General features: G+C 39.2%; 24 protein-coding genes. 4 read left to right on the top strand and 20 right to left on the bottom strand.

Annotated features, from left to right (window positions below; genetic code table 11):
* Positions 1–4: 4 nt before the first annotated feature.
* The 7 genes from ccsB to MHB58_RS06280 all read right to left on the bottom strand — a co-directional run bounded on the left by ccsB (position 5) and on the right by MHB58_RS06280 (position 6,928).
* Complete coding sequence (gene ccsB / locus MHB58_RS06310) at positions 5–1,189, bottom strand: c-type cytochrome biogenesis protein CcsB (protein WP_008408105.1); 1,185 nt, start codon at positions 1,187–1,189, stop codon at positions 5–7.
* Positions 1,186–2,844, bottom strand: a complete 1,659-nt coding sequence (locus tag MHB58_RS06305) for a cytochrome c biogenesis protein ResB (RefSeq protein ID WP_065216982.1) — start codon at positions 2,842–2,844, stop codon at positions 1,186–1,188. Before MHB58_RS06305 ends, ccsB begins: the two co-directional genes overlap by 4 nt.
* A gap of 13 nt (positions 2,845–2,857) precedes the next feature.
* Positions 2,858–3,391: a thiol-disulfide oxidoreductase ResA gene (gene resA, locus MHB58_RS06300; RefSeq protein WP_008408103.1), complete on the bottom strand. Its 534-nt coding sequence runs from the start codon at positions 3,389–3,391 to the stop codon at positions 2,858–2,860.
* A 106-nt stretch (positions 3,392–3,497) separates the two neighbouring features.
* Positions 3,498–4,241: a pseudouridine synthase gene (locus MHB58_RS06295; RefSeq protein ID WP_014824344.1), complete on the bottom strand. Its 744-nt coding sequence runs from the start codon at positions 4,239–4,241 to the stop codon at positions 3,498–3,500.
* Between the two features lie 361 nt (positions 4,242–4,602).
* A complete protein-coding gene (locus tag MHB58_RS06290; protein WP_008408099.1) occupies positions 4,603–5,577 on the bottom strand; it encodes a D-alanyl-D-alanine carboxypeptidase family protein in 975 nt (324 codons plus the stop codon).
* 12 nt (positions 5,578–5,589) lie between these two features.
* Positions 5,590–6,180, bottom strand: a complete 591-nt coding sequence (gene scpB / locus MHB58_RS06285; protein ID WP_014824346.1) for an SMC-Scp complex subunit ScpB — start codon at positions 6,178–6,180, stop codon at positions 5,590–5,592.
* Positions 6,146–6,928, bottom strand: a complete 783-nt coding sequence (locus MHB58_RS06280) for a segregation/condensation protein A (protein WP_014824347.1) — start codon at positions 6,926–6,928, stop codon at positions 6,146–6,148. Before MHB58_RS06280 ends, scpB begins: the two co-directional genes overlap by 35 nt.
* Before the next feature lie 148 nt (positions 6,929–7,076).
* Between MHB58_RS06280 and MHB58_RS06275 the strand changes: the two genes are divergently transcribed.
* Entirely contained in the window at positions 7,077–7,577 is a 501-nt protein-coding gene (locus MHB58_RS06275; protein ID WP_340734869.1) for a DUF309 domain-containing protein, read from the top strand.
* A gap of 1 nt (position 7,578) precedes the next feature.
* Here the strand turns inward: MHB58_RS06275 and MHB58_RS06270 are convergent, their stop codons facing one another.
* The 10 genes from MHB58_RS06270 to xerD form a co-directional block, all read right to left on the bottom strand.
* Positions 7,579–7,938, bottom strand: a complete 360-nt coding sequence (locus MHB58_RS06270) for a GNAT family N-acetyltransferase (protein WP_008408093.1) — start codon at positions 7,936–7,938, stop codon at positions 7,579–7,581.
* A 194-nt stretch (positions 7,939–8,132) separates the two neighbouring features.
* Positions 8,133–9,452 (bottom strand): diaminopimelate decarboxylase, encoded by a 1,320-nt coding sequence (lysA, locus tag MHB58_RS06265; protein WP_014824349.1) that lies wholly within the window; start codon positions 9,450–9,452, stop codon positions 8,133–8,135.
* Between the two features lie 103 nt (positions 9,453–9,555).
* Positions 9,556–11,001 (bottom strand): spore germination protein, encoded by a 1,446-nt coding sequence (locus MHB58_RS06260; RefSeq protein ID WP_340734868.1) that lies wholly within the window; start codon positions 10,999–11,001, stop codon positions 9,556–9,558.
* A gap of 61 nt (positions 11,002–11,062) precedes the next feature.
* Positions 11,063–11,830 (bottom strand): SigF/SigG family RNA polymerase sporulation sigma factor, encoded by a 768-nt coding sequence (locus tag MHB58_RS06255; RefSeq protein WP_008408085.1) that lies wholly within the window; start codon positions 11,828–11,830, stop codon positions 11,063–11,065.
* Positions 11,831–11,842: 12 nt separating this feature from the next.
* Positions 11,843–12,283 (bottom strand): anti-sigma F factor, encoded by a 441-nt coding sequence (gene spoIIAB / locus MHB58_RS06250; RefSeq protein WP_008408084.1) that lies wholly within the window; start codon positions 12,281–12,283, stop codon positions 11,843–11,845.
* Positions 12,268–12,630, bottom strand: coding sequence for an anti-sigma F factor antagonist (gene spoIIAA, locus MHB58_RS06245; protein WP_008408083.1), 363 nt, complete (start codon positions 12,628–12,630; stop codon positions 12,268–12,270). Before spoIIAA ends, spoIIAB begins: the two co-directional genes overlap by 16 nt.
* A gap of 232 nt (positions 12,631–12,862) precedes the next feature.
* The gene (locus tag MHB58_RS06240; protein WP_340734867.1) at positions 12,863–14,635 is read right to left on the bottom strand and encodes a SulP family inorganic anion transporter; all 1,773 of its coding nucleotides are present in this window, start codon (positions 14,633–14,635) and stop codon (positions 12,863–12,865) included.
* A gap of 152 nt (positions 14,636–14,787) precedes the next feature.
* Complete coding sequence (locus MHB58_RS06235) at positions 14,788–16,092, bottom strand: pyrimidine-nucleoside phosphorylase (protein WP_008408081.1); 1,305 nt, start codon at positions 16,090–16,092, stop codon at positions 14,788–14,790.
* A gap of 14 nt (positions 16,093–16,106) precedes the next feature.
* Entirely contained in the window at positions 16,107–17,285 is a 1,179-nt protein-coding gene (gene deoB / locus MHB58_RS06230) for a phosphopentomutase (RefSeq protein WP_014824351.1), read from the bottom strand.
* Between the two features lie 141 nt (positions 17,286–17,426).
* Positions 17,427–18,329 (bottom strand): site-specific tyrosine recombinase XerD, encoded by a 903-nt coding sequence (gene xerD / locus MHB58_RS06225; RefSeq protein ID WP_014824352.1) that lies wholly within the window; start codon positions 18,327–18,329, stop codon positions 17,427–17,429.
* A 190-nt stretch (positions 18,330–18,519) separates the two neighbouring features.
* Between xerD and MHB58_RS06220 the strand changes: the two genes are divergently transcribed.
* From MHB58_RS06220 to MHB58_RS06210, 3 genes are all read left to right on the top strand, one after another.
* Positions 18,520–18,915: a MerR family transcriptional regulator gene (locus MHB58_RS06220; protein ID WP_306460343.1), complete on the top strand. Its 396-nt coding sequence runs from the start codon at positions 18,520–18,522 to the stop codon at positions 18,913–18,915.
* A gap of 36 nt (positions 18,916–18,951) precedes the next feature.
* Positions 18,952–20,268, top strand: a complete 1,317-nt coding sequence (locus tag MHB58_RS06215) for a hemolysin family protein (RefSeq protein ID WP_339264075.1) — start codon at positions 18,952–18,954, stop codon at positions 20,266–20,268.
* A 136-nt stretch (positions 20,269–20,404) separates the two neighbouring features.
* Positions 20,405–20,749, top strand: a complete 345-nt coding sequence (locus MHB58_RS06210; protein WP_008408074.1) for a general stress protein — start codon at positions 20,405–20,407, stop codon at positions 20,747–20,749.
* A 186-nt stretch (positions 20,750–20,935) separates the two neighbouring features.
* On the opposite strand, the gene fur is transcribed toward MHB58_RS06210, so the two are convergent.
* The 3 genes from fur to MHB58_RS06195 form a co-directional block, all read right to left on the bottom strand.
* Positions 20,936–21,403 (bottom strand): ferric iron uptake transcriptional regulator, encoded by a 468-nt coding sequence (gene fur, locus MHB58_RS06205; RefSeq protein WP_008408071.1) that lies wholly within the window; start codon positions 21,401–21,403, stop codon positions 20,936–20,938.
* Positions 21,404–21,467: 64 nt separating this feature from the next.
* Positions 21,468–21,977 (bottom strand): hypothetical protein, encoded by a 510-nt coding sequence (locus MHB58_RS06200; RefSeq protein ID WP_008408069.1) that lies wholly within the window; start codon positions 21,975–21,977, stop codon positions 21,468–21,470.
* Positions 21,978–22,043: 66 nt separating this feature from the next.
* The gene (locus MHB58_RS06195; RefSeq protein ID WP_014824354.1) at positions 22,044–22,589 is read right to left on the bottom strand and encodes an NUDIX domain-containing protein; all 546 of its coding nucleotides are present in this window, start codon (positions 22,587–22,589) and stop codon (positions 22,044–22,046) included.
* Between the last annotated feature and the right edge of the window lie 33 nt (positions 22,590–22,622).

The following is a 22,622-nucleotide window of genomic DNA, read 5'->3' as shown; positions in this document are numbered from 1 at the left end:
CACATTATGCATAAGAGTGTAATCCTGCAATAACAAGATTTACAACGACTAAATTGAATAAGATGATTAGAAAACCAATTACCGTTAGCCAAGCACTCTTTTTTCCTTCCCAGCCTTTTGACAGACGCAGGTGTAAAAATGCTGCATAGAACAGCCATGTAATAAGAGCCCATACTTCTTTCGGATCCCAGCCCCAAAATCGTCCCCATGCTTCCTGTGCCCAGATCATCGCAAAAATAAGCGCGCCTAATGTAAAAATCGGAAAAGCAATTAAGATCGAACGGTAGGCAATTTCGTCCATCAGCGTCGAGTTCACCCGTTTAACTAATGGCTGAAACATTTTCGCTATCTTTCTTCTAAAGATTAGTCGAATGAGTATATAAATAATTGTACCGAATAGAGCAGACCAAAAAACAGTTGTGAGTTTCCGTGCATCGATCAATGCCGGTAACTCAAATATCGGTGTCATACGGTCTTCAGACAGCTCCACATACTCATTCATACCGAAAATAGCCGGCATCAAATACGTTGAAGTACTGACCTGATCCAATGTATCAACGTATTCATACTTCGCTTCATAATCCATTGCATTAAATGTAACCGTTGCCGCAACGAATCCTACAACTAATACACAGCAGAACATGACTGCTTCCAGCCAAAAACTTTCTTTTGAGCGCTCGTCCATATTCACATTTCTCAGCAAATAAATAAGTCCTGCTACCGCACTAATCCCAAAAATCGATTGCCCTAACGCTGCAGTAGTAACATGGATCGTCAGCCAATGACTTTGCAGTGACGGTACTAATGGACTTACCTCTGTCGGGAACATAGAGGCATATGCAATAATCAATAATGCAATTGGTAAAGCAATAACCCCTAATGCTGCAACTTTATACGTAAAGTAAATAACGATAAACGATAGAACGATGAACATACCGAATGCTGTCGTAAATTCAAACATATTACTAACCGGTGCATGTCCTGTATAAATCCAACGTGTAATAAAATAACCTAACTGCGCAACAAAACCGATAATTGTAACAACAAGGGCAATTTTACCGTATTTATCTGCCCGAGCTGCTGCTGTGTCATTTTTCACTTTAATTGCGCCTGCAAATAAAAATGTCCCTACCAAATAACTAATAAATGCCGCATACAGTAAATAACCGCTTAAATCGATTAAACTCATAAGGTTTTACCATCCTTTTCTGTTTCAACATGTTCGTTGTTTTCTATTTCCTGTTGATCTACGTATTGTGGTAAATGAGCATGCTTCGTTAATGCATCTAAATCTTTTTTCATACTAAACCAGTTTTTATTCGTATGTGCTGCCATGCGTATTGTTCCATCAGCCAACTGTTCAATCCATATACGGCGATGATTCCAATAGGAACCGATTACAACGCCAATCATAAAGATAATGCCCCCTACAATTAAAATAGGGATTGTCCGGTCATAACGGATCGTTAAACCCGACATATGTCGCGTTTCCACATTCGAAAACTTCATTTTATAAATATTGTCACCTTCTGGCTCCAGTGTTTGCTGGATCGCAACAAAGCTTGTCTCCCCATCTGGTGTTTCAGGGGTAGTCATTTTAAAAATAAATGCCGGATTATTCGGTGTTTGGGTAGCAGTTTGCGGTACTCCATCTTCAAAACCTGAAAAGTCCGGATAAAAACCCATTAATTCGACCTGTGCGCCATTTTCGAGCGTATATACTTCCTGCGGGTTCGTTAAATCAATGCTTAATTGGCCTAGCGATTGTTCTGTTTCCTTATTGATTAAATCAAAAACCATTGTTTTAATCTCATTTAATCGGAAATCCATCTGATAAAATGCATAGCCCTCATGCTTGAGCGGATGGTTCACCTGAATTCCGTATTGCTTCACTTTTTCCAGGTTTTCCGCCTGTCCTGGTACGCTATTTTCCTGCTGTTTATACAATGTCACGTCTGTCTGGTAATTTTTTGCGACTACATTGACCCCTTGTTTGATCTGCTCGCCTTGCGGAACATTATCGTAAGTCTCCAAAATAAATTTATCATTCTTCAGGAAATACCCGTCCATCCCCGGTACGGCACGCGTCTCCCCTTCACGAAGCCACATCGATTCATCAACGTACATGCCAGGCACTAAATGGAGCATGACCCCAATTATAAAGACAATTAATCCAACATGGTTTACGTATGCACCATAGCGCGAAAAACGCCCGCGTTCTGCTAAAATGGAATCGTCTTCACGTCGAACATTGTATTTCAAATTTTTTAAAGATTGTTCAACGAGCTGAAGCGTTTGATCGGGCGTTTCAGTTGGTTTCCCCTCACCAATAATTCGCTGACGCTTCATAAAGTTTGAATGTCGTTTAACTCGTTGGTTTTTTAAAGATTTATGTAATGGAATACCTCTATCTATACTTGCAATAATAATGGACACGCCTAACATTAATACAAGTAATTGGAACCATAAGGATGAATAAAGATCCGATAAACCTAACGCGTAGTATATTTCACCGAACCATCCATAAACATCCGAATAGTACTTTTCCTTCTCAGCGTCAGTCGCTACGCTTATGTAAAACTCCTGAGGCAGGATTGTACCAATTGATGCTGCTATTAAATTGATAATAATGAGCGTAATTCCGACTTTCACACTTGAGAAAAAATTCCAAATCTTATCAATAATTGACTTGTTATAAGTTTTTGAACGTATGGCTGTCCCTTCGTACCGCATATCTGCAATTTTTTTGCTTTTTTCTTCTGCGGATAATGGAGAACCGCATTTTTGGCAGAGCGTTGTACCTTCAGGATTTTCATGCCCGCATTCACAAAGTAGTTTATTCATTGCGTAAAAACTCCTATTCCGGCTTGATTGACTCCATATATTGCACAATTTCCTTCTCGGTCATTTCTCCAGTAATAATACGGTCTATTGTACCGTCGGGTTTAATGAAAATTGATGTAGGCAGGGGTCCAATATTATAGGCAGTGAAAACACTTTTCGTTTTATCGATCGCAACCGGGAACGTCATCCCCATATTCGCCACATATTTTTTCACTTCAAATTCAGACTGTGCGAAGTTAACGGCAATAATTTGAACATCCTGGCCCTTAAATTCCGCATATTGACGCGTCATTGCAGGGAATTCTCGTTCACATGGCTCACACCATGTACCCCAGAAATTCAGTACGACACCCTTTCCCTCGTAGTCTTTCAATCTATGTTTTTCCCCTTGTAAATCTACTACTTCAAAATCAGGCGCCTGTGCCCCGGCTTGTACAATATTTATTTTATCTTTCGTTACGGCAGCGTAAACTGTATATCCGATTGCGATTGCTAAAATGGTTAAAATGATGCCGCGAGTCACAGAACGTTGTTTCTTTTTTTCCAAATAAAAAACCCCCTTCCACTTCAGCAAGTACTGTTGCCTATTATAGCAAATTATTACAAAATTTAAATTCTTTTCTTTCAGAAGGGCTTATGAATATCATAAACAATTAATTGTTATAATCAACTTTACCTGTCTCCGCTAATACACGAAGTAGTTTTACTTCATGTTTAGTCAGCTGACGATATTCTCCTGGACTAAGACCTGTTAAATCCAAAAATGCAAAGCGCTCGCGTTTTAATTTCACGACAGGTGTACCGATTGCTTCAAACATACGGCGGACTTGGCGATTTCGCCCTTCATGGATCGTAATCTCACAAATTGCTTTACCGGCCTTCTCATCAAAGCTAGTCATGCTTACTTTTGCAGGAGCCGTTTTACCGTCCTCCAGCTTAATCCCGCTTTGCAGTTTCATTAAACCTTGCTTTGTAGGAATTCCTTTAACACGCGCAATATACGTTTTGTCGATTTTGAATTTCGGATGCGTCATTAAGTTTGAAAACTCGCCGTCATTCGTTAAAAGCAATAACCCTGTCGTATCATAATCTAAACGCCCTACCGGGAAAATACGCTGATGAACATGCTTTTTAAAAATGTCTGTAACCGTTTTTCGCCCTTTATCATCAGTAACTGCCGAAATATAGGCACGTGGTTTATATAGTAAGAAATATACTTTATCTTCTTTTTCAAGTTTTACGCCTTCTACTTCAATCGTGTCCGAGTTGGATACTTTTGTTCCAAGCTCTTTTACTACGACTCCATTTACTTTTACTTTACCTTCTACGATTAATTGCTCTGCTTTACGTCGTGATGCAACGCCTGCATAGGCAATCACTTTTTGTAATCTTTCCATAAGTTCACCTCATTGATTGATAAACTGCAAAGACGCATACTTCTTCAGCATTCGCCTTTGCACTTTTCGTTTACTGCTCTGTTAAATTTTAAATATCATTGCTGCAATCCACAATTACGAGCGAAAATAAATCCTTAACGAATAAAAATTATGTCATACTTTCAGAACTTAATCAATTATGCCTTGGTGTAATCGCGTCCGGACGGGGCTTTGAGGCTCACAGGATGTGATTCAGTCAGCTGTTGTCGCAAGATGCGACGCTTTTAAGCTTGCTTCCTTTTTTAAAACTCCTTTTCGAATCCATGACATCCGCCGGAGGCTTAACTTCAATCTTGAAGTTAAAGATATTTCACTTTTCGGATTATTTTACTGTAACAAGTTTTGATGATACGAGCATTTCATCTGCGTATAAAAGCCAAACCCCTCGATTTGACCCTTTCAGCCGTGAAACTTTAACAATATGCTCAAAATTCGGCCGTTCTTTCTTATGAAGCAGCATTTGGAACGGTTCATCTAACTCGATGGCCAATCCATTCGCATTATACTTCCCTTTTTTCACAATCGTTTGTTGCTCAAAATTATTGTCGATAAAATCCGCCAAGTTACGGTGGATATTCCAATCATTTCCTTCATTAATAGTGACGACAACAAATGATTTTTGTTCCCGTTCAAAGAAAGTTGCCAATGTTCGTCCAGCCACTTTTGTGTAGCCTGTTTTTCCTGCAATGGCGCCTATCTTTTCATGCATAAGTCGATGTTTATTTTTCCACTGCCTGCCATCCGAAAAATTTTGAGTAGATGCAATTTTTCTGAACTGTGGATTCATCATCGCAATTTGCAGCATTTTTGCCGTATCGTAGGCAGAGGATAGATGGGCCTCATTGTGCAGCCCTGTAGGATTTGTAAAAGTTGTTTCATGCAATTGATAAAGCTCGGCCTTTTCGTTCATAAGCTGAACAAAACCTTCTACAGATCCGCCAATATGCTCTGCCAGCGCAGTAGCGGCATCATTCCCTGATTGCATCATTAAACCATGAAGCAAGTAATCAATCGTATATGTCTCGTTTTCCAGTAAATAAATCGATGAGCCTTCCACAAGTGAGGCTTCCTTCGAAATAACCACTTCATCGGTAAGCTCACTATTTTCCAAAACAACTAGGGCAGTCCAGATTTTTGTGAGGCTGGCGATCGGAAGGCGTGCATGTTCATTCACGCCCATTAATGTCCGCCCATTTTCCGCGTCGATAACAACATAGCTATTAGACGCCGCCTGAATTTGTGACGAACCACTCAAAAATACGAACATTACAACAATAGAAACAAACCACTTTTTCAACAGGCCACTCCTTTAATTTTGGTTAAATGTTTCCTGGAACTTCGTTAAAAATAAATCTGTCGGCTGATCATCTTCCTGATCGACTTCTTCCGGTAACGGCGGCAATTCTTTAATGTTTTTTAACCCAAAATAATTCAGAAATTCTTTTGTCGTCCCATATAAGATTGCCCGTCCTGTTCCTTCCGCTCTGCCAACTTCCTGTACAAGCGCCCTTGAAACAAGTGTTGCAATCGGACGTTCGCTTTTCACCCCGCGCAGATCTTCCACTTCCGCGCGCGTAATCGGCTGCTTATACGCTATAATTGCCAGAACCTCTAATGAAGCAGCGGTTAATACTTGATTTGTCGGGTTTTCAATTAATTTTTTTAACGTGTCGGTTACTTCCGGTTTTGTTGTTAACTGATATGTACCGGCAAGTTGTTTTAATGTAATCCCCCGCATTTCCTCCTCATTGTAATGAGACAGGAGTTCGCTTAATCCTGCTTCAATATCCATTGGCTCTACTTCTATATATTGTGCCAGTTGTTTAACGGTCATACCTTCATCACCAGCTACGAATAACAGTGCTTCAATTCGGCTCAGTAAGTTGTTCGTATTCATCATTGATCTCCTCCTTTGTCAATAATACGGATAAATCATCGAAGTTATTTTGTTGTTCGACAAAAATGACTTGGCGCTTCATTAATTCCAGTAATGTTAAAAAAGTCAAAACAAGCATTGGCTTATCCTCTGCTTCAAACAATTGCGAGAACATCACTCTTCCGCCTGCATTTTTTAAAATGTTTACAACGGAACGCATTTGTTCCTTCACTGATATTTCCTGTCTTGCGATGCGCGTTGACAACGGTTTTTTCAATTGTTTACGACGCATTAGTTTTTGAAACGCACTTAACATATCGTAAACATTTACATTTTGATCAAAAAGCGCTAATTGTTCTTCCGGCATAAATTCCGACAAGTCCGCTGGCGCTTTCGTGAACACTTGCCCACGTTCTGTTTCCAATTCCTGAAGTTGGACAGCTGCTTCTTTATATTTTTTATATTCGATTAAACGTGCAACAAGCTCTTCCCGTGGATCGACCTCATCAATTTCGAGCTCCTCTGCATCGATTTCATTTTCATTAATCGGAATGAGCATACGGCTTTTAATCGCCAATAATGTTGCGGCCATTACTAAATATTCGCTCGCTTCATTCAGTTCCAATGTTTGCATCGCATGGATGTGATCAATATACTGTTCCGTTAATTCCGCCATTGGAATATCATATATATCAATTTCCAAACGATGAATTAAATGCAATAATAAATCTAGTGGCCCACTAAAGGCGTCTAGTTTCACTTCGTAAGACATAAAATACCACCTATCGTTAATCGGAAATTATCATTAGCATCTAATTCGCGCTATGATTAATTTTACGTTTTGCTAGTTACTTTATTCGTCAAAATTCAACAAAATATAGCAGAACCTATTTAATTAGTATAGAGGAAAGGGGACAACAATGCATCCTTTGTTTCATCCACTATTTATCGATTATTGCGCCTATTTCAACGGCAATAATGACTATTTTGAATGCCATGAAGTTTTAGAAGAATATTGGAAGGAAATTGCACCAAAAGAAAAGCTTCATCCGCTAGTAGGCTATGTCCAGCTTGCGACAGGTATGTACCATTGGCGACGGTCAAACGTAACTGGCGCTGCACGCATAATAGAGAAAGCCATTCTTAATTTTGAGCTCAATCGCAATAGTGAATTTTTCGAGTTTATTGATTTAAAACAACTGCTCCTGATAATGAAAAATCAGCACCGAAAAATACAGGAAAATGAACCATTTAAACGTTTCAAACTCCCTATTACAGATCGGCAGCTGCAAGAATTGGTACAGCAAAGAATAATGACGATTCCTCTGATGGATTCACACTTTATTTTCAATAAACATATGCTTCGGGACCGTACAGAAATACTTGAAGCAAGAGAATTAAAAAAAAGAAGTCGACAGTAAATTAGTCGACTTCTTTTAATATAGGTATACACTTTTGGACAAATGCACTTGTATCTTCATTCGCTTGAATATGCTCATACCCCATATTCCGCAGTTCGTGTAACATTTTTAATGCAACACCTTCCCCGCGATACGATGGGATGACTGTAATATGTTGAACGATTGCAGCATCATTTTCCTCTGCAATTCCTATAGCCCCTACATATTCTTCGCCATCTTTCCATAAGAAGAGTGTCCAATTTTCGTTTTGTTCATATTGTTGAATGGTTTCCATTAAGCGTTTAATATCTTTTTCTTGTGGCATTAACGAAATTAATCCCATTGCAATTTTTTCAAGTGCTTTTTTATATCGAACTAACATTTTACATTCCCTCAATTCTACCATTGCAAATCCTATCAAAAGATTGACTGAAATGCAATAACACAATTTTCCAACGTTCAGTTTGAAAATTTGTAAATTAGCGGACTAATAATGTAGATGAACAAGAGCGACCAAATCACAATTCCAATTAATAGACCGAAACCCCATTTAGCTTGCTTGGATAATTTCAACGACTATTCACCCTTTGTTAATGTTAACGGCAAATCATTTACCACTAAGTCTTCATAGCTTTCACGTTTAATTGCTAATTGGTGCTCTCCGTTTTCAACGAATACAACTGCCGGTCTTGGAACACGGTTATAGTTTGATGCCATGGAATAACCGTATGCTCCAGTACAGAACATCGCTAAAATATCCCCGGTATGTGCATTTTGTAAAGACGCATCAATAATTAACTTATCTCCTGACTCACATAGCTTACCTGCAACAGTGTATGTACTTGTTTTTGGGTCATTTGCTTTATTGGCAATAATCGCTTCATATTTCGCATCGTAAAGTGCTGGTCGAATATTATCGCTCATTCCGCCATCGACAGCAATATAGTCACGCACATTTGGAACCGTTTTCTGAGAACCGATTGTGTACAGTGATGTACCTGCATCTCCAACTAAAGAACGACCTGGCTCAATCCAAATTTCCGGCATCGCTAAATTCAGCTTTTTACTTTCATCCTGAACTGTGCGAATCATATCCGCCACGTATTCATGCGGTTCTAAAGGCTTATCTTCTTCTGTATAACGGATTCCGAAGCCACCGCCAAGATTCAGTACTTGTGCAACAAATCCATGCTGTTCTTTCCATGCACCCATTTTTTGCATTACTTTGCCCGCTGCCAAACTAAAGCCTTCTGTTTCAAAAATTTGAGAGCCGATGTGGCAATGTAAACCTAATAGTTCGATATGTTCATCGTTTACTACTTGCTTAAATGCCTCATCAGCTTGTCCATTATTTAAGTCAAAGCCAAATTTAGAATCAGCTTGACCTGTAGTAATAAAATCATGTGTATGTGCTTCAACACCTGGTGTCACACGTAATAAAATTTTCATTTTTTGATTTTTCTGCTGTGCGATTTCTTTAATTAACGAAATTTCGTAAAAGTTATCGACTACAATACAACCGATCCCCGTTTCAAACGCCAATTCAAGTTCAGCAATCGATTTATTATTGCCATGGAAATGAATGCGATCTGCCGGGAAACCAGCTTTAATCGCTGTATAGAGTTCTCCGCCCGATACAACATCCAGCGACAGGTTTTCCTGCGCGGCCAATTGATATGCAGCAACACAGGCGAATGCTTTTGAAGCATAGGCAACTTGTGCTTTTACACCTAATTGCTCAAATGTATCGATGAAGCCGCGTGAACGTTTACGAATCAGTGCTGTATCATAAACGAATAACGGTGTTCCGTATTGTTTTGCTAACTCAATTGTATCTACCCCGCCAATTGTTAAATGACCGAGTTCATTAATTTGCTGTGTTCCATATAAATGCATCGTATTCTCCCCTGACTTTAGCTAATCCTCGCTAATATTCTCAAAAATCACAAAATATTATATGAGAACTTTAACATAGGTGTCAAAGTGATGCAATTCATGTTTATACACGTTTTCGCTTTTTTGCGTTCACTATAAATGGTCTTGGCGCATCCTCCGACATTGGTGTCCGAATAATGACACGTGCGAACGCCTTTGGGAAAAACGGAACAAGAGGCCATAAATACGGAACATTCATCGGCTTTAATGAGCATAAGTACGTAAAAATCAGGAATCCGCCAATAAAGAATCCATTGATACCAAATAACGCCGTCGCACTTAATAACATCAAACGGAATACCTTCACCGAAATACTCAATTCGTAGTTCGGAATAGCAAACGTAAAAATTGCGGTGATTGCTGTATACAATACAATTTCACTCGAAAATAATCCAACGTCGATTGCAATTTGTCCGATGATAATACCGGCGATTAAACCCATTGCAGTCGATAACGGTGTCGGTGTATGAATCGCAGCGATCCGCAAATATTCAATTCCTATATCGGCAATCAATATTTGCAGAAATATAGGAATTTCACCTTTTTCATTTATCCCGATAAACGCTAACTTATCGGGGAGTAGTTCCGGATGTAAAACGAGTAAATACCAGAAAGGAAGTAATAGAAAGCTTAAAATGACCGCTCCAAAACGAAGGAACCGCATCATCGTCCCGACTAGCGGTGCCTGTCGATATTCTTCCGCATGCTGAAGCAAATGGAACATTGTTACAGGGACGAGCATGACGGAAGGTGATGTATCGACCATAATTGCAATATGTCCTTCTAAAATATGCGCGGCTACAATATCGGGTCGCTCCGTATAACGCACAAAAGGCAACGGGTGATATTTCTGTTTAAACAGCCATTCCTCCAGCGATTTGTCACTCATCGTTAACCCATCATGCCTAATTTGCTGAAGTCGTTCAACAAGCCAGCTAAGATGCTTATCATTGACTAAATCACTCATATAGGAAAGAACGACATCTGTTTGACTATAGGTCGTTACATGGTGCATTTGAAAACGCAGCTTTTCACTTCGAATTCGTCGACGAACTAATGCCGTGTTCAAAATAATATTTTCGGCAAAACCATCGCGCGAACCACGAATAACCTTTTCATTATCCGGCTCTTCCGGATTCCGACCAGGATAATTCCGGAATTCCGCCAAATAACAATAACCGCTCTTCGTTACAAAGCCAACCCGGCCACTTAATACGCCGAGCATAAAGTCATCAATCGATTTCGCTAAATCTACCCCATAATAATTGAAGTGGGCGTGAAAATAGTCCTGTTCATCCAGAATTTCTTCTTCCTCATTGTCACGCTGTAATTCCGAAAGAATATCTGTCAAACTGTCTCCATTTACGAGCCCGCTCACATATACCGTTAATGTCGGCAAATTTTTGATCATAATTTCTTTAATACATAAATCAAAATTTTTATCTGGTTCAAATTGTGAATTAAAAAATCCTTCTGCAATTTTCATTGATGTAAAAAGCTGATTTGTCATTTTTTCACCGCTTATTCATTTTTAGTCTAATACACCATGGAGTAATTGCGGGTCACTTAACTTATCTGCTTAATGTAGACTGATCCATCCATGATTTCAACTGAGCTAGTATTTTCTTTTCCAATCGTGATACTTGTACTTGTGAAATACCGAGACGATCAGCAATTTCCGTTTGCGTTAAATCCAGGTAATAGCGGAAATAAATGATTGACTGTTCCCGTTTTCCAAGTCTCTTCAACATGTCTTTCAATGGAACATAATCAAATGCAAGCTCAGACTTATCGTCCCGCATCTGATCCATTAACGTTATGGAATCTCCATCATTTTCAAATAGCTGATCATGCAAACTCGCCGGATCACGCATCGCATCAGTTGCCAATAAAATATCTTCTTGGGACACTTGCAATATTTCAGCCAATTGTGCAACAGATGGAGGTTTTTCATTCGTTTTTAAATAGTCATCTGTCGCATGGCGAATTTTATAATTCAACTCTCGGATAGAACGACTAACCTTTACCATACCGTCATCTCTTAAAAAACGTTGAATCTCCCCAATAATCATTGGCACTGCATATGTGGAAAATTTCACTTCATAGGACAAGTCGAATTTATCAACCGATTTCATTAAGCCAATACAGCCAATTTGAAACAAATCTTCCAGTTCAACACCCCTTGATGCAAAGCGTTGAACGATAGACCAAACAAGTCTAGTATTTCCTTCAATCATCGTTTTTCTCGCAACTTGATCGCCTTGTTGTGATTTTGCGATTAGTTCACGCATATAAGCTTGCGTTAATAACGTTTCAGATGACTGCTCGATGTTCCCCATCCCCTTATTTCGTTATGTCACGAGTGTCCCTATTGGCAAAATTTGTTTTGTGAATGTTACGACTGTACCTTTTCCTAGTACGGATTCTACTTGTAGGAAATCCGAAAAACTTTCCATAATTGTAAAGCCCATTCCGGAACGCTCTAGATCCGGCTTTGTTGTAAATAATGGCTCACGTGCCTGTTCAATATCTTCAATTCCGCAACCTTCATCTTTAATTGTCACACTTACTTCCGAACCGTAACGAACCGCATAAACCGTAATAATGCCATGCGGATTATCGGCATAACCATGGATGATGGCATTCGATACAGCTTCTGATACGATTGTTTTACATTCCGATAGCTCTTCAATTGTCGGATCGAGTTGTGCCATAAAGCTTGTAACGGCAATACGTGCCAACCCTTCATTTTCACTGCGCGCCAAAAAAGTTAGCGTCATTTCGTTATCCATTGACAATCCCCCTCGCTGTGTGAAATAACTTGCTGTTCAGATGCAAATTGTATAAGATTTCCTAAACCGGAATACTGGAATATTTTCTGCATCGTTTTTGACGGATTTAACAAAATTGTTTGTCCATCGACAGCTCGGAGTTCTCGCATTCTCCCAAGCACTAAACCAATTCCGGAACTGTCCATAAAATGCAAATGCTCTAAATTCCAAACGAGTAATTTTACATTTCCTTGTAAAATAGCTTTCGATATATGTGTTCTCACTTTTTCTGTTTCATGATGATCCAGTTCGCCAAATAGTTGGACAATCAATACATCATTTGGATACATCGTTAAATTAAAGTTCACCTACATCGCCTCCTTCTTGCATGCAAATTCGGCAAGTTCAGAAATTATCCTATCTAACTGACAAAACTAGTGCTCATTCGTTAAAAGTAGTGCTCCTGCGACAACTAAATTCAGTATAGGTAGCGCGTTCTATTTTTAATCATTTCAAACATGAAAAAAGAGACTGAACAGAAAGTTTTTAGCTTTCCATTCAGTCTCTTATTATTTGTGCTTTTTCATTATTTTATACACGCTATATTGTTGCTTCGGTCAATTTCTTCTGTACAAGCAATTCCTGCTCTGGCAGGGGCACTCCATTAGACAGCAACCGGCATTCCTCTAACTCATAATGAGTGCATCCAATACATTTATTTAGCTGGATATACTGGAATGCTGCTGAAATCGCCTCATTTGTCGTATGATAAAAATGTTCTTCTTCCATTAAATTATACAATCCGCTTCGTTTAAGCATTTGCTCTAATCCTGGCTGAACATTTGTTAAGAAAACGATTCCGCCAGATGCCTTTATATTTTGAAGGATATTGCGGAAATATTCTTCCCCTGTCGAATCGATATACGGCACTTTTCGCATACGGAGGATAAATACTTTCGGATTTTCCTGTATCGTCTTCAGCATCGTCTGTTCAAACTTTTCGGCAGCGCCAAAGAAAAGAGGACCTTCTATTGTATATATACTGATTTGTGGACACTCATGTAAATCCGCTACGATGTGAGGATGCACCTTTCCATTGTCGTTCTTCAAGTTCGGCAGCACTTTGGAAACAGTAAGGCTATCGCTCATACTTTTCGCAAAAAGAATCACCGCCAAAATAAGTCCGGCCATTACGGCAACCGTTAAACTCATAAATACTGTCAATAAAAAGGTAATACATAGTACAAGCGAATCACCGGATTTTAATTTCAATATGTGTACAAAATGGTGTCGTTCGCTCATATTCCAGGCGACCATCATGAGGACAGGCGCTAAACTCGCAAGTGGAATATGTACCGCTAATGGTGCGAGCAACAATAGTGTGATTAAAACGAAGATCCCATGGATTACCCCTGACAATGGCGACACGGCACCGGATTTAATATTCGTAGCTGTTCGGGCAATCGCCCCGGTAGCAGGTATCCCTCCAAAAAACGGTGTAACAATATTGGCAACCCCCTGCCCGATCAATTCCCGGTTACTGTTATGTTTGCTGTTCGTCATCCCATCTGCAACAACCGCTGATAACAGTGATTCAATCCCACCGAGCATTGCAATAACAAATGCTGGTCCGATAAGCATGTAAATACGTTCAAATGTAACTTCCGGTATGTGGAATTGTGGCAGTGTATTCGGTATTGCACCATACGTGGAGCCAATTGTTGCAACATGCCCCTGTAAAAAAAGAACCGTCACAACGGATGACACAATAATTCCTATAAGAGCACCCGGTACTTTCGGTAAAACTTTCGGTGCCATAAGTATCAATGCGAAACTTATCATTGCAACAAGTAAACTATAAAAATTAACGGTATCAATATTGGAAGCGATTTCATAAACGTTCATATGGAACTTCTCATGCTGCTCCATATTCGTTAATCCTAAAAAATTTCCGATTTGTCCAGTAAAAATAATGACGGCAATTCCGGCAGTAAAACCGACAGTAACCGGTCTCGGGATAAATTTAATCAGTGAACCCAACTTAAAAATCCCCATCAGCAACAGCATAATCCCTGCCATCAAACCTGCGATGAGCAAGTTTTCATACCCGTAAACGAGTACAATCCCAAGCAAAATCGGAACGAACGCACCTGTCGGACCGCCGATCTGAAATTTTGAACCCCCTAGTAAGGAAATTAAAATCCCTGCGATAATTGCTGTGTAAATTCCATATTCCGGTTTGACCCCAGAAGCTATAGCAAAACTCATCGCTAACGGTACAGCAATAATCCCGACAATCGTTCCAGATAACAGATCCTTTTTGAAATGGGCAAATGAATAGCCTTCAAACCTTCCATACCACTTAACTCTCATAGTATCCCTTCTTCTTATAAATATTCATAAAACAGAATTTTTATTACCTTAAGCAGTAATACAACTCTTAGTTTAACATATTTGTAGAATATTTAAAGGACAAAAAAGTCTTCCACAATCCATCCCGGACTGTGAAAGACTCAAAATTTTTGTTATTGTGTAATAATTGCTTCGATTAATTTTGGAGCTTCGACTTTTTCTGCAGAAATGAATATATGTGCATAAATCTTTTCCAATACTGCGTCGACATTTTCTGTATTAGCATGAATTGTCATAAGCGATTCGCCTTCTTTGACTTCATCGCCTACTTTTTTATGTAGGACAAGTCCTACCGCTAAGTCAATTTCAGATTCTTTCGTAGCTCGACCTGCGCCAAGAAGCATTGCAGCTGTTCCGATATCATCCGCTTCAATTTTTGAAATATAGCCCGCCTGTTTCGCCGGCACATCAAATTTGAATTTAGCCTGAGGTAAACGAGATGGGTCATCAACGACTGAAGCATCCCCACCTTGAGCAGTGATGAATTTTTTCAGTACTTCCAATGCTGCTCCGCTTGCAACAACTTCTTCCAACATTTTTCGAGCTTCTTCGATTGTTTTTGCTTTTCCGCCAACAACAACCATTTGAGAGCCTAATGTATAGCAAAGTTCATTTAAATCAGCTGGACCTTTACCTTTTAATGTATCGATTGCTTCCTGAACTTCAAGGGCATTTCCGATTGCATATCCTAAAGGTTGACTCATATCAGAAATAATCGCCATTGTTTTACGACCAACGCTGTTTCCGATTTTCACCATCGCTTCAGCCAATTTAATTGAATCTTCAACTGTTTTCATAAATGCGCCGTCACCAGTTTTAACATCGAGGACAATCGCATCTGCACCTGCAGCAATTTTCTTCGACATGATTGAACCGGCAATTAGCGGAATGCTTGAAACTGTTCCTGTAACGTCACGTAGCGCATAAAGCTTTTTATCTGCTGGTGTTAAGTTGCCTGATTGACCAATAACAGCCATTCCGATATCATTAACCTGTTTTGAAAACTCTTCACTTGATAACTCAACGTGGAAACCTTCAATCGCCTCAAGCTTATCGATCGTACCTCCTGTATGACCTAAACCGCGACCACTCATTTTTGCTACCGGAACACCGACAGCTGCTACCATTGCAGTTAATGGTAATGTCGTTGTATCGCCAACTCCGCCTGTTGAATGCTTGTCTACTTTTACACCAGCAATTGAAGAAAGGTCTATTTGATCACCAGACTCAACCATTGCCATTGTTAAATCCGCGCGTTCGCGATCTGTCATATCCTGAAAGTAAATAGCCATACATAACGCACTTGCCTGATAATCAGGAATCGTGCCATCCGTATATCCTTCTACAAAGAAGCGAATTTCAGCAGTTGTCAACTCTTCGCCGTTACGTTTTTTTTCAATAATATCTACCATTCTCATGTGGAAAATCCTCCTTATTTCAGCTCTGCTAAAAAGCTTTTTCCGAACTGCGGTGCCGCAATATTAAAATTATCTGCAATTGTTGCTGCAATATCCGCAAATGTTTCACGTAACTCTAATTCTGCCCCAGCTGTAAAGCGCGGTGAGTAAACAATTAATGGTACGTATTCACGTGTATGGTCTGTACCAGGGAATGTCGGGTCGTTCCCGTGATCTGCCGTAATAATCAGCAAATCATCTGCTGACAAAGCATCCAGAACTTCCGGTAAACGACGGTCAAATTCTTCCAATGCTTGACCATAGCCAATTGGATCACGTCGGTGTCCAAAATTCGCATCGAAGTCCACTAGGTTCAAGAAGCTAATGCCATGGAAATCACGACGAACAACTTCCGCCATCTTATCCATACCGTCCGTGTTGTCTTTCGTACGGATCGCTTCTGTTACCCCGTCACCATTAAAGATGTCCGAGATTTTACCGATTGCAATGACATCAAGATTCGAGTCCTTCATTTCAGCCATTGTTGTGCGTCCAAATGGCGTTAATGCATAGTCATGACGGTTTGATGTACGCGTAAAATTGCCTGGTTGGCCAACGAACGGACGGGCAATGACACGACCTACTAAAAATTCAGCGTCCAACGTTAGTTCACGTGCAATTTCACAAATTTTATAAAGTTCTTCTACTGGAATAATTTCTTCATGTGCTGCAATTTGCATAACCGGGTCTGCCGATGTATACACAATAATTGCACCTGTTTCCATATGTTCCGGACCGTAATCGTCAATGACAGCGGTTCCACTGTACGGTAAATTACAAAGCACTTTGCGGCCAGTTGCAGCTTCCAACTTAGAAATCAGTTCTTCAGGAAAGCCTTCAGGATATACTTTAAACGGCGTATCGATGTTAAGCCCCATAATCTCCCAGTGACCCGTCATTGTATCTTTACCAACAGATGCTTCTTGCATCATGCCGTAAAATGCAGCCGGTTCTTCAGTTTTATTAATCCCTTTAAGTTCACGAATATTCGATAAACCCAATTTCTCCATATTCGGCATATTTAAGCCATTCATTTTTTCTGCGATATGTCCTAATGTATTTGAGCCAGCATCGCCAAATTTATCGGCATCCGGTGCTTCACCGATACCAACAGAGTCCATTACAATTACATGTATTTTTTTAAACGGTTGCATAATGCTTTCAACTCCTCTTCTTTCATTCTATTTTACATAAAACGTCTAAATAAAGTAAAGGTCAGACATCCGATTTCAGAAAGAATTATTTTTAATAGAAAAAAGTAAGCTTCCCATTAGTCTTACGCGTTTATGCGGTTTTTAAGCACGCGGATGGAATTGTTTATATACTTCCGATAAACGAGTTTTGCTTACATGTGTATAAATCTGGGTCGTCGATATATCTGCGTGTCCTAAAAGCTCCTGTACTGCACGTAGATCTGCCCCGTTTTCTATCAGATGTGTCGCAAAGGAATGACGCAGAACATGCGGTGTAATCTCTTTGGAAATACCTGCTGTAGCTGCATGCTCTTTAATGATCTTCCAGCAGCCTTGTCTTGTAAATCTTTTCCCTCTCTGTGTAATGAAAAACGCATCATTTTTTAATGCATCACCTAAAAGCTGAGGCCGCGCCTGTTCCAAATAATTGATACATGCCTGAATCGCACTTCGACCGAGTGGAATAATCCGCTCTTTACCGCCTTTACCAAACACACGGACAAAGCCCATCGTCAAATGAACATCCTCCAAGTTCAGGTCAATCAGTTCGCTTATACGCATACCGGAACCATACATCATTTCCAAAATCGCTATATCCCGCGTGCCCTGTGGTTTTTCAACGGACGGTGCTGTCAAAAGTGCATCAATTTCTTCTATTGATAATACTTTTGGTAAGGACAGTTCTTTTTTAGGCATTTCCAAATGAACGGTAGGATCTTGATTTGTCACCTTTTCCCTCAATAAAAACTGATGAAAGGAACGAATCGATGAAATTTGTCTTGAAATCGTCTTCGATGACTTCCCTACAGAACGTAAGCTGTCCAAATAAAGCAAAATATGTTCGCGCATAACGTTATCAAATTCCATAATCTGCTGTTCATAATGGATGTGACGGGCATATGCGACTAAATCACGCTTATAGGATTGTAGTGTATTATCAGAAAGCTGCCGTTCCACTTTAATAAAATGTAGATAATCTTCTATTGAATCTTTTAAAGCTTGCATAAAAATCGCCCCTCTTGCATTCTATACATCTATATTACCATTTTCGTACAATTGAAGTGATGTTTTATCCTTCGATGATCCATTTTTTCAATAAAACACACTGTTCATATGTAATAGCTTCCATTTACAAAATGTACTATTTGCGGTATTCTTGAAAGTAAAACGTGACAGATAGAGGTGATAATTTGGGATCGACAAACTAAAAATCGGAGAGCTTGCTGCAGCAACAGGTGTAACAAAACGAACTATTGATTATTATACGAATTTGGGCCTTCTAAAAGTTGAACGTTCGGCATCCAATTATCGCTATTATGATAAAGAGATGATTGAGCGTATACACTGGATTGAAGAGCAGAAGAAGCTTGGCAAGTGCCTTGAAGAGATTCACAGCTTACTTGGCCCTTCTAAAGAAGAACCCGAAGAAATTGATATTCAGGATATTCGATTGCAAATGCGTAAGCTTGAACATGATGTAACGGTATTAATGGAGCATTTAGATGACAAAGAGCGGCAGAAGCTTCGAAAAAAAGTGTCGCCTGAAAGTGTTGCACTCATGCAATCACTATTATTAATTTTAAATAACTAGGAGGTGAACGTTCTACTTCGTGAGTAGGACGCTCGTTTGACCACAATCATTAACTTAATTATTTTCTCGGTTTTAATCGCTTTTACTGCCTTTTTCGTTGCAACGGAATTTGCGATCGTAAAAGTACGTCAATCCCGTATTGACCAACTTGTAGCTGAAGGTAAAGCCGGTTCCATTTCAGCTAAAAATGTAACAACCCACCTTGATGAATATTTATCGGCCTGTCAATTAGGTATTACGGTAACAGCACTAGGAATCGGTATGGTCGGTGAATCCACATTTGAGTTTATACTTCACCCACTGTTCGAATCGATCGGAATTGGCACAGAATATATTCATTGGTTTACATTAGGTGGCGCATTCTTTTTAGCGACATTCTTCCACGTAGTAGTAGGTGAACTTGCACCTAAAACGATTGCTATTCAAAGAGCAGAAGCTATTACACTGGCATTCGCAAAGCCTATTCAATTATTCTATAAGCTTATGTTCCCTTTAATCTGGCTATTAAATGGTTCTGCACGTTTATTATTAAAATTGTTCGGTATGCGACCAGCGAGCGAACATGAACTCTCACATACTGAAGAGGAATTGCGCCTGCTTCTATCGGAGAGCTACAAATCCGGCGAAATTAATGTCAATGAATTAAAATATGTAAACAATGTGTTTGAATTCGACGATAAAATCGCACGTGAAATTATGGTTCCCCGAACAGATATTATCGGTTTCGATGTAACTGCAACGTTCGAGGAAGTGTTAACACAAGTTTCAGAGGAACGCTATACCCGCTACCCGGTTTACAATGGGGACCGCGATAATATATTAGGTTTTTTAAATATTAAAGATTTTTTAACACTTGGTATGAATAACAGGATTGACCCGGTAACATTTAAGCTTGAAGACTTCATCAATCCAGTTATCCATACAATTGAAACAACGCCTATTCAAAGTTTACTTCAGATTATGCAGAAAAAACGTATTCACATTGCCATTTTGCTCGATGAATACGGTGGTACGAGCGGCATGATTACCGTTGAAGATATATTGGAAGAACTTGTTGGTGAAATCCGTGATGAGTTTGACGATGATGAAGTTTCAGATATTCGGAAAATCGGTGAAGACCATTATTTAGTCTACTCGAAAGTATTGCTTGAAGATATTTCTAAATTGCTCTTTCTGGACATCGAAGACGCGAATGTTGATACAATCGGCGGCTGGTACTTCACAAACATGCCTGACCTGAATATTGAAGATACATTTATATTTGAAAACTATGCATTTAAGATCCATGAAATTGATGGCCATCAGCTACAATTTTTAGAGATCAAAAAAGTGCATGATCTTATTGAACAGTAACCTGTATCCAAGATAATTTTCATCTGTATGCACATTCTCCTGAAAGTTTAATACGACAGTATGAATCTCGTAACGTTTTAATTGTAAGAGCTTCGGGAATACAATAAGTATTCATACAAAAGGAGAGTGTATATATATGGCAATTATCAAATCAGTAGAAAACGGTGTGCAAGCAAAATCAGTAATCGAATCATTTATTACCGAGGGCTATGATCGCGATCATATTCATGTTTTCGCAAACAGCAACAAGCGTGCAGAAGACATTGCAGACTTTTTCAATGTGGATGCAAGCAAAACGCCTGAAACAACGGAAGATGACAAAGGATTCCTGGCATCGATCAAAAACTTCTTCCAAAGTACTCCTGAAGATCTGCACCACCAGCTTGCTGATATTGGTGTAGGCGAAAGTGAACATGCATCAGCAAAGAATGATCTGGATGCCGGTAAGGTCCTGATTGTTGCCCATCATCCTGGGAAATAAATAAAAATATTAAAAACTCCATTTTCCTTAAATGAGGGAAATGGAGTTTTTTTACTGTCTGCTGAGAACTAATTGGATTTCTCTTGTCTATTCCACGAACGAGCCAGTGAACATAGAATTCTTCAATTCTATTTTTACACACAAAAAAAGAACAGCTATATACACTGCTCTTTTTTTGATTATAGATTATGCATCGCTGTCTCCAGAGTTGTCATTATTGTCATGACAACGCCAGCAGATGCCATGGAATGTCAGACGGTGATCTTTGATAATAAAGTTCCAACGTTTCTCCACAATTTCTTCTACATCTTCTAGTAAATCTTCTTGAATTTCATCTACTGCGCCACATTCGATACAAACTAAATGATGATGGAAATGCTTCGCGCCCTCTTGACGTAAATCATAACGGGATACACCATCACCAAAATTAATTTTATCGACAATTTTCAGCTCTGTTAAAAGCTCCAGTGTACGGTATACAGTAGCTAGTCCAATCTCTGGTGCCTTTTCTTTTACTAATAAGTAAACATCCTCAGCACTTAAATGATCTTCCTCATGCTCCAATAAAACCGCTACTGTTGCTTCTCGCTGTGGCGTCAGCTTATAGCTCGCACTATGCAGTTGCTTTTTAATTCGATCAATACGGCTCTCCATATGTGACGCCCTCCTAAACTCTTTTCATTATACCAAATGAGTAAATCTCATTACAAGATAATGATTATTTAAATAAATAAGTAATTGCTAAATATTCGACTGCAAAAACAATTATCATCACCACTATAAGGAAAATTACCTTTTTCCATGGCATCACCGTTTTCAATGCTCGTCTATTCGTAGTTTTAGTTGTTATTTGGTAAAGCATAATTAACAATACACAATATATTAACTGAAACGGAAACCACCAAAATGCATAGAGTTTAATAGATTCATGCTGTACGAGTAAATAGACCGAGCTAAAGCCTAAAAATGTTACTTTAATCGCAATAAAAATAAGGCCGATACGCGGCAAATATTTATGTGTCGAAAAGAATAATACAATACTTAAGGCAACTATGAAAGGAACTACACTCCAAAGCAATTCAGGTTTTTCCATTTGGAGCAGTCTACGATCACTATATTTAATAATTTGCTGCACTTGTCCAATATCGAATAACTGATAACATACCACACCACAAATGAAACATACGACAATCATCGAAGTATATTGAATATATAGATATTTACGCATTTGGACGCCTCCTTGTCCATACAACTTATGCACATAAATTGTCCTTATGCGTAAACAATTATTGATTTAAATATTCATTTTTAACTTCAACCATAAAATCGCAAAAGCCGTTTTGGCATCGTAAATACGGCCGTCCGCAACCATCGCTTCAGCTTCTTCCAGCGATACTTCCATTAACTCTACAAATTCATCTTCATCCAAATCAACCGGAATGTCTAATTTTTTTAACTTTTCGGCTACGTAAATATGAATAATTTCATCCGCAAATCCCGGTGAAGTTGCGAAAGCCTGAACAAATTCGAAATGATCAGACGTATACCCCGTTTCTTCCTCCAGCTCACGGCGAGCCGTTACAATAGGCTCCTCCCCTTTTTCCAGCTTACCGGCAGGAATCTCTATAATGGAACGTTCAAGAGCTTTACGGTATTGCTCCACAAGTAAAATTTTATTGTTTTCTGTGATGGCAATTACTGCAACTGCACCTGGATGATTAATAATTTCGCGCTTCCCTGTTTCACCGTTCGGAAGCGATACATCGTCTACTTTTAATGAAATAACCTTCCCGGAATAAATGGGTTGGGATTGAATTGTTTTTTCTTCAAATTTTTTCATGACCATGCCTCCACTTGTTCTCTTGCTTCTATT

Origin of the sequence: Solibacillus sp. FSL K6-1554 (assembly GCF_038005185.1) — a bacterium.
Classification (GTDB): Bacteria; Bacillota; Bacilli; order Bacillales_A; family Planococcaceae; genus Solibacillus; species Solibacillus silvestris.
This window is presented reverse-complemented; position numbering and strand designations above follow the sequence as displayed.

Bases quoted from the DNA above. Each gene is read 5' to 3' on its own strand.
- ccsB (WP_008408105.1), bottom strand. From the start codon at position 1,189: ATGAGTTTAATCGATTTAAGCGGTTATTTACTGTATGCGGCATTTATT.
- MHB58_RS06305 (WP_065216982.1), bottom strand. From the start codon at position 2,844: ATGAATAAACTACTTTGTGAATGCGGGCATGAAAATCCTGAAGGTACA.
- MHB58_RS06295 (WP_014824344.1), bottom strand. From the start codon at position 4,241: ATGGAAAGATTACAAAAAGTGATTGCCTATGCAGGCGTTGCATCACGA.
- scpB (WP_014824346.1), bottom strand. From the start codon at position 6,180: ATGATGAATACGAACAACTTACTGAGCCGAATTGAAGCACTGTTATTC.
- MHB58_RS06280 (WP_014824347.1), bottom strand. From the start codon at position 6,928: ATGTCTTACGAAGTGAAACTAGACGCCTTTAGTGGGCCACTAGATTTA.
- MHB58_RS06275 (WP_340734869.1), top strand. From the start codon at position 7,077: ATGCATCCTTTGTTTCATCCACTATTTATCGATTATTGCGCCTATTTC.
- MHB58_RS06270 (WP_008408093.1), bottom strand. From the start codon at position 7,938: ATGTTAGTTCGATATAAAAAAGCACTTGAAAAAATTGCAATGGGATTA.
- lysA (WP_014824349.1), bottom strand. From the start codon at position 9,452: ATGCATTTATATGGAACACAGCAAATTAATGAACTCGGTCATTTAACA.
- MHB58_RS06260 (WP_340734868.1), bottom strand. From the start codon at position 11,001: ATGACAAATCAGCTTTTTACATCAATGAAAATTGCAGAAGGATTTTTT.
- MHB58_RS06255 (WP_008408085.1), bottom strand. From the start codon at position 11,830: ATGGGGAACATCGAGCAGTCATCTGAAACGTTATTAACGCAAGCTTAT.
- spoIIAB (WP_008408084.1), bottom strand. From the start codon at position 12,283: ATGGATAACGAAATGACGCTAACTTTTTTGGCGCGCAGTGAAAATGAA.
- MHB58_RS06240 (WP_340734867.1), bottom strand. From the start codon at position 14,635: ATGAGAGTTAAGTGGTATGGAAGGTTTGAAGGCTATTCATTTGCCCAT.
- MHB58_RS06235 (WP_008408081.1), bottom strand. From the start codon at position 16,092: ATGAGAATGGTAGATATTATTGAAAAAAAACGTAACGGCGAAGAGTTG.
- deoB (WP_014824351.1), bottom strand. From the start codon at position 17,285: ATGCAACCGTTTAAAAAAATACATGTAATTGTAATGGACTCTGTTGGT.
- xerD (WP_014824352.1), bottom strand. From the start codon at position 18,329: ATGCAAGCTTTAAAAGATTCAATAGAAGATTATCTACATTTTATTAAA.
- MHB58_RS06210 (WP_008408074.1), top strand. From the start codon at position 20,405: ATGGCAATTATCAAATCAGTAGAAAACGGTGTGCAAGCAAAATCAGTA.
- fur (WP_008408071.1), bottom strand. From the start codon at position 21,403: ATGGAGAGCCGTATTGATCGAATTAAAAAGCAACTGCATAGTGCGAGC.
- MHB58_RS06200 (WP_008408069.1), bottom strand. From the start codon at position 21,977: ATGCGTAAATATCTATATATTCAATATACTTCGATGATTGTCGTATGT.
- MHB58_RS06195 (WP_014824354.1), bottom strand. From the start codon at position 22,589: ATGAAAAAATTTGAAGAAAAAACAATTCAATCCCAACCCATTTATTCC.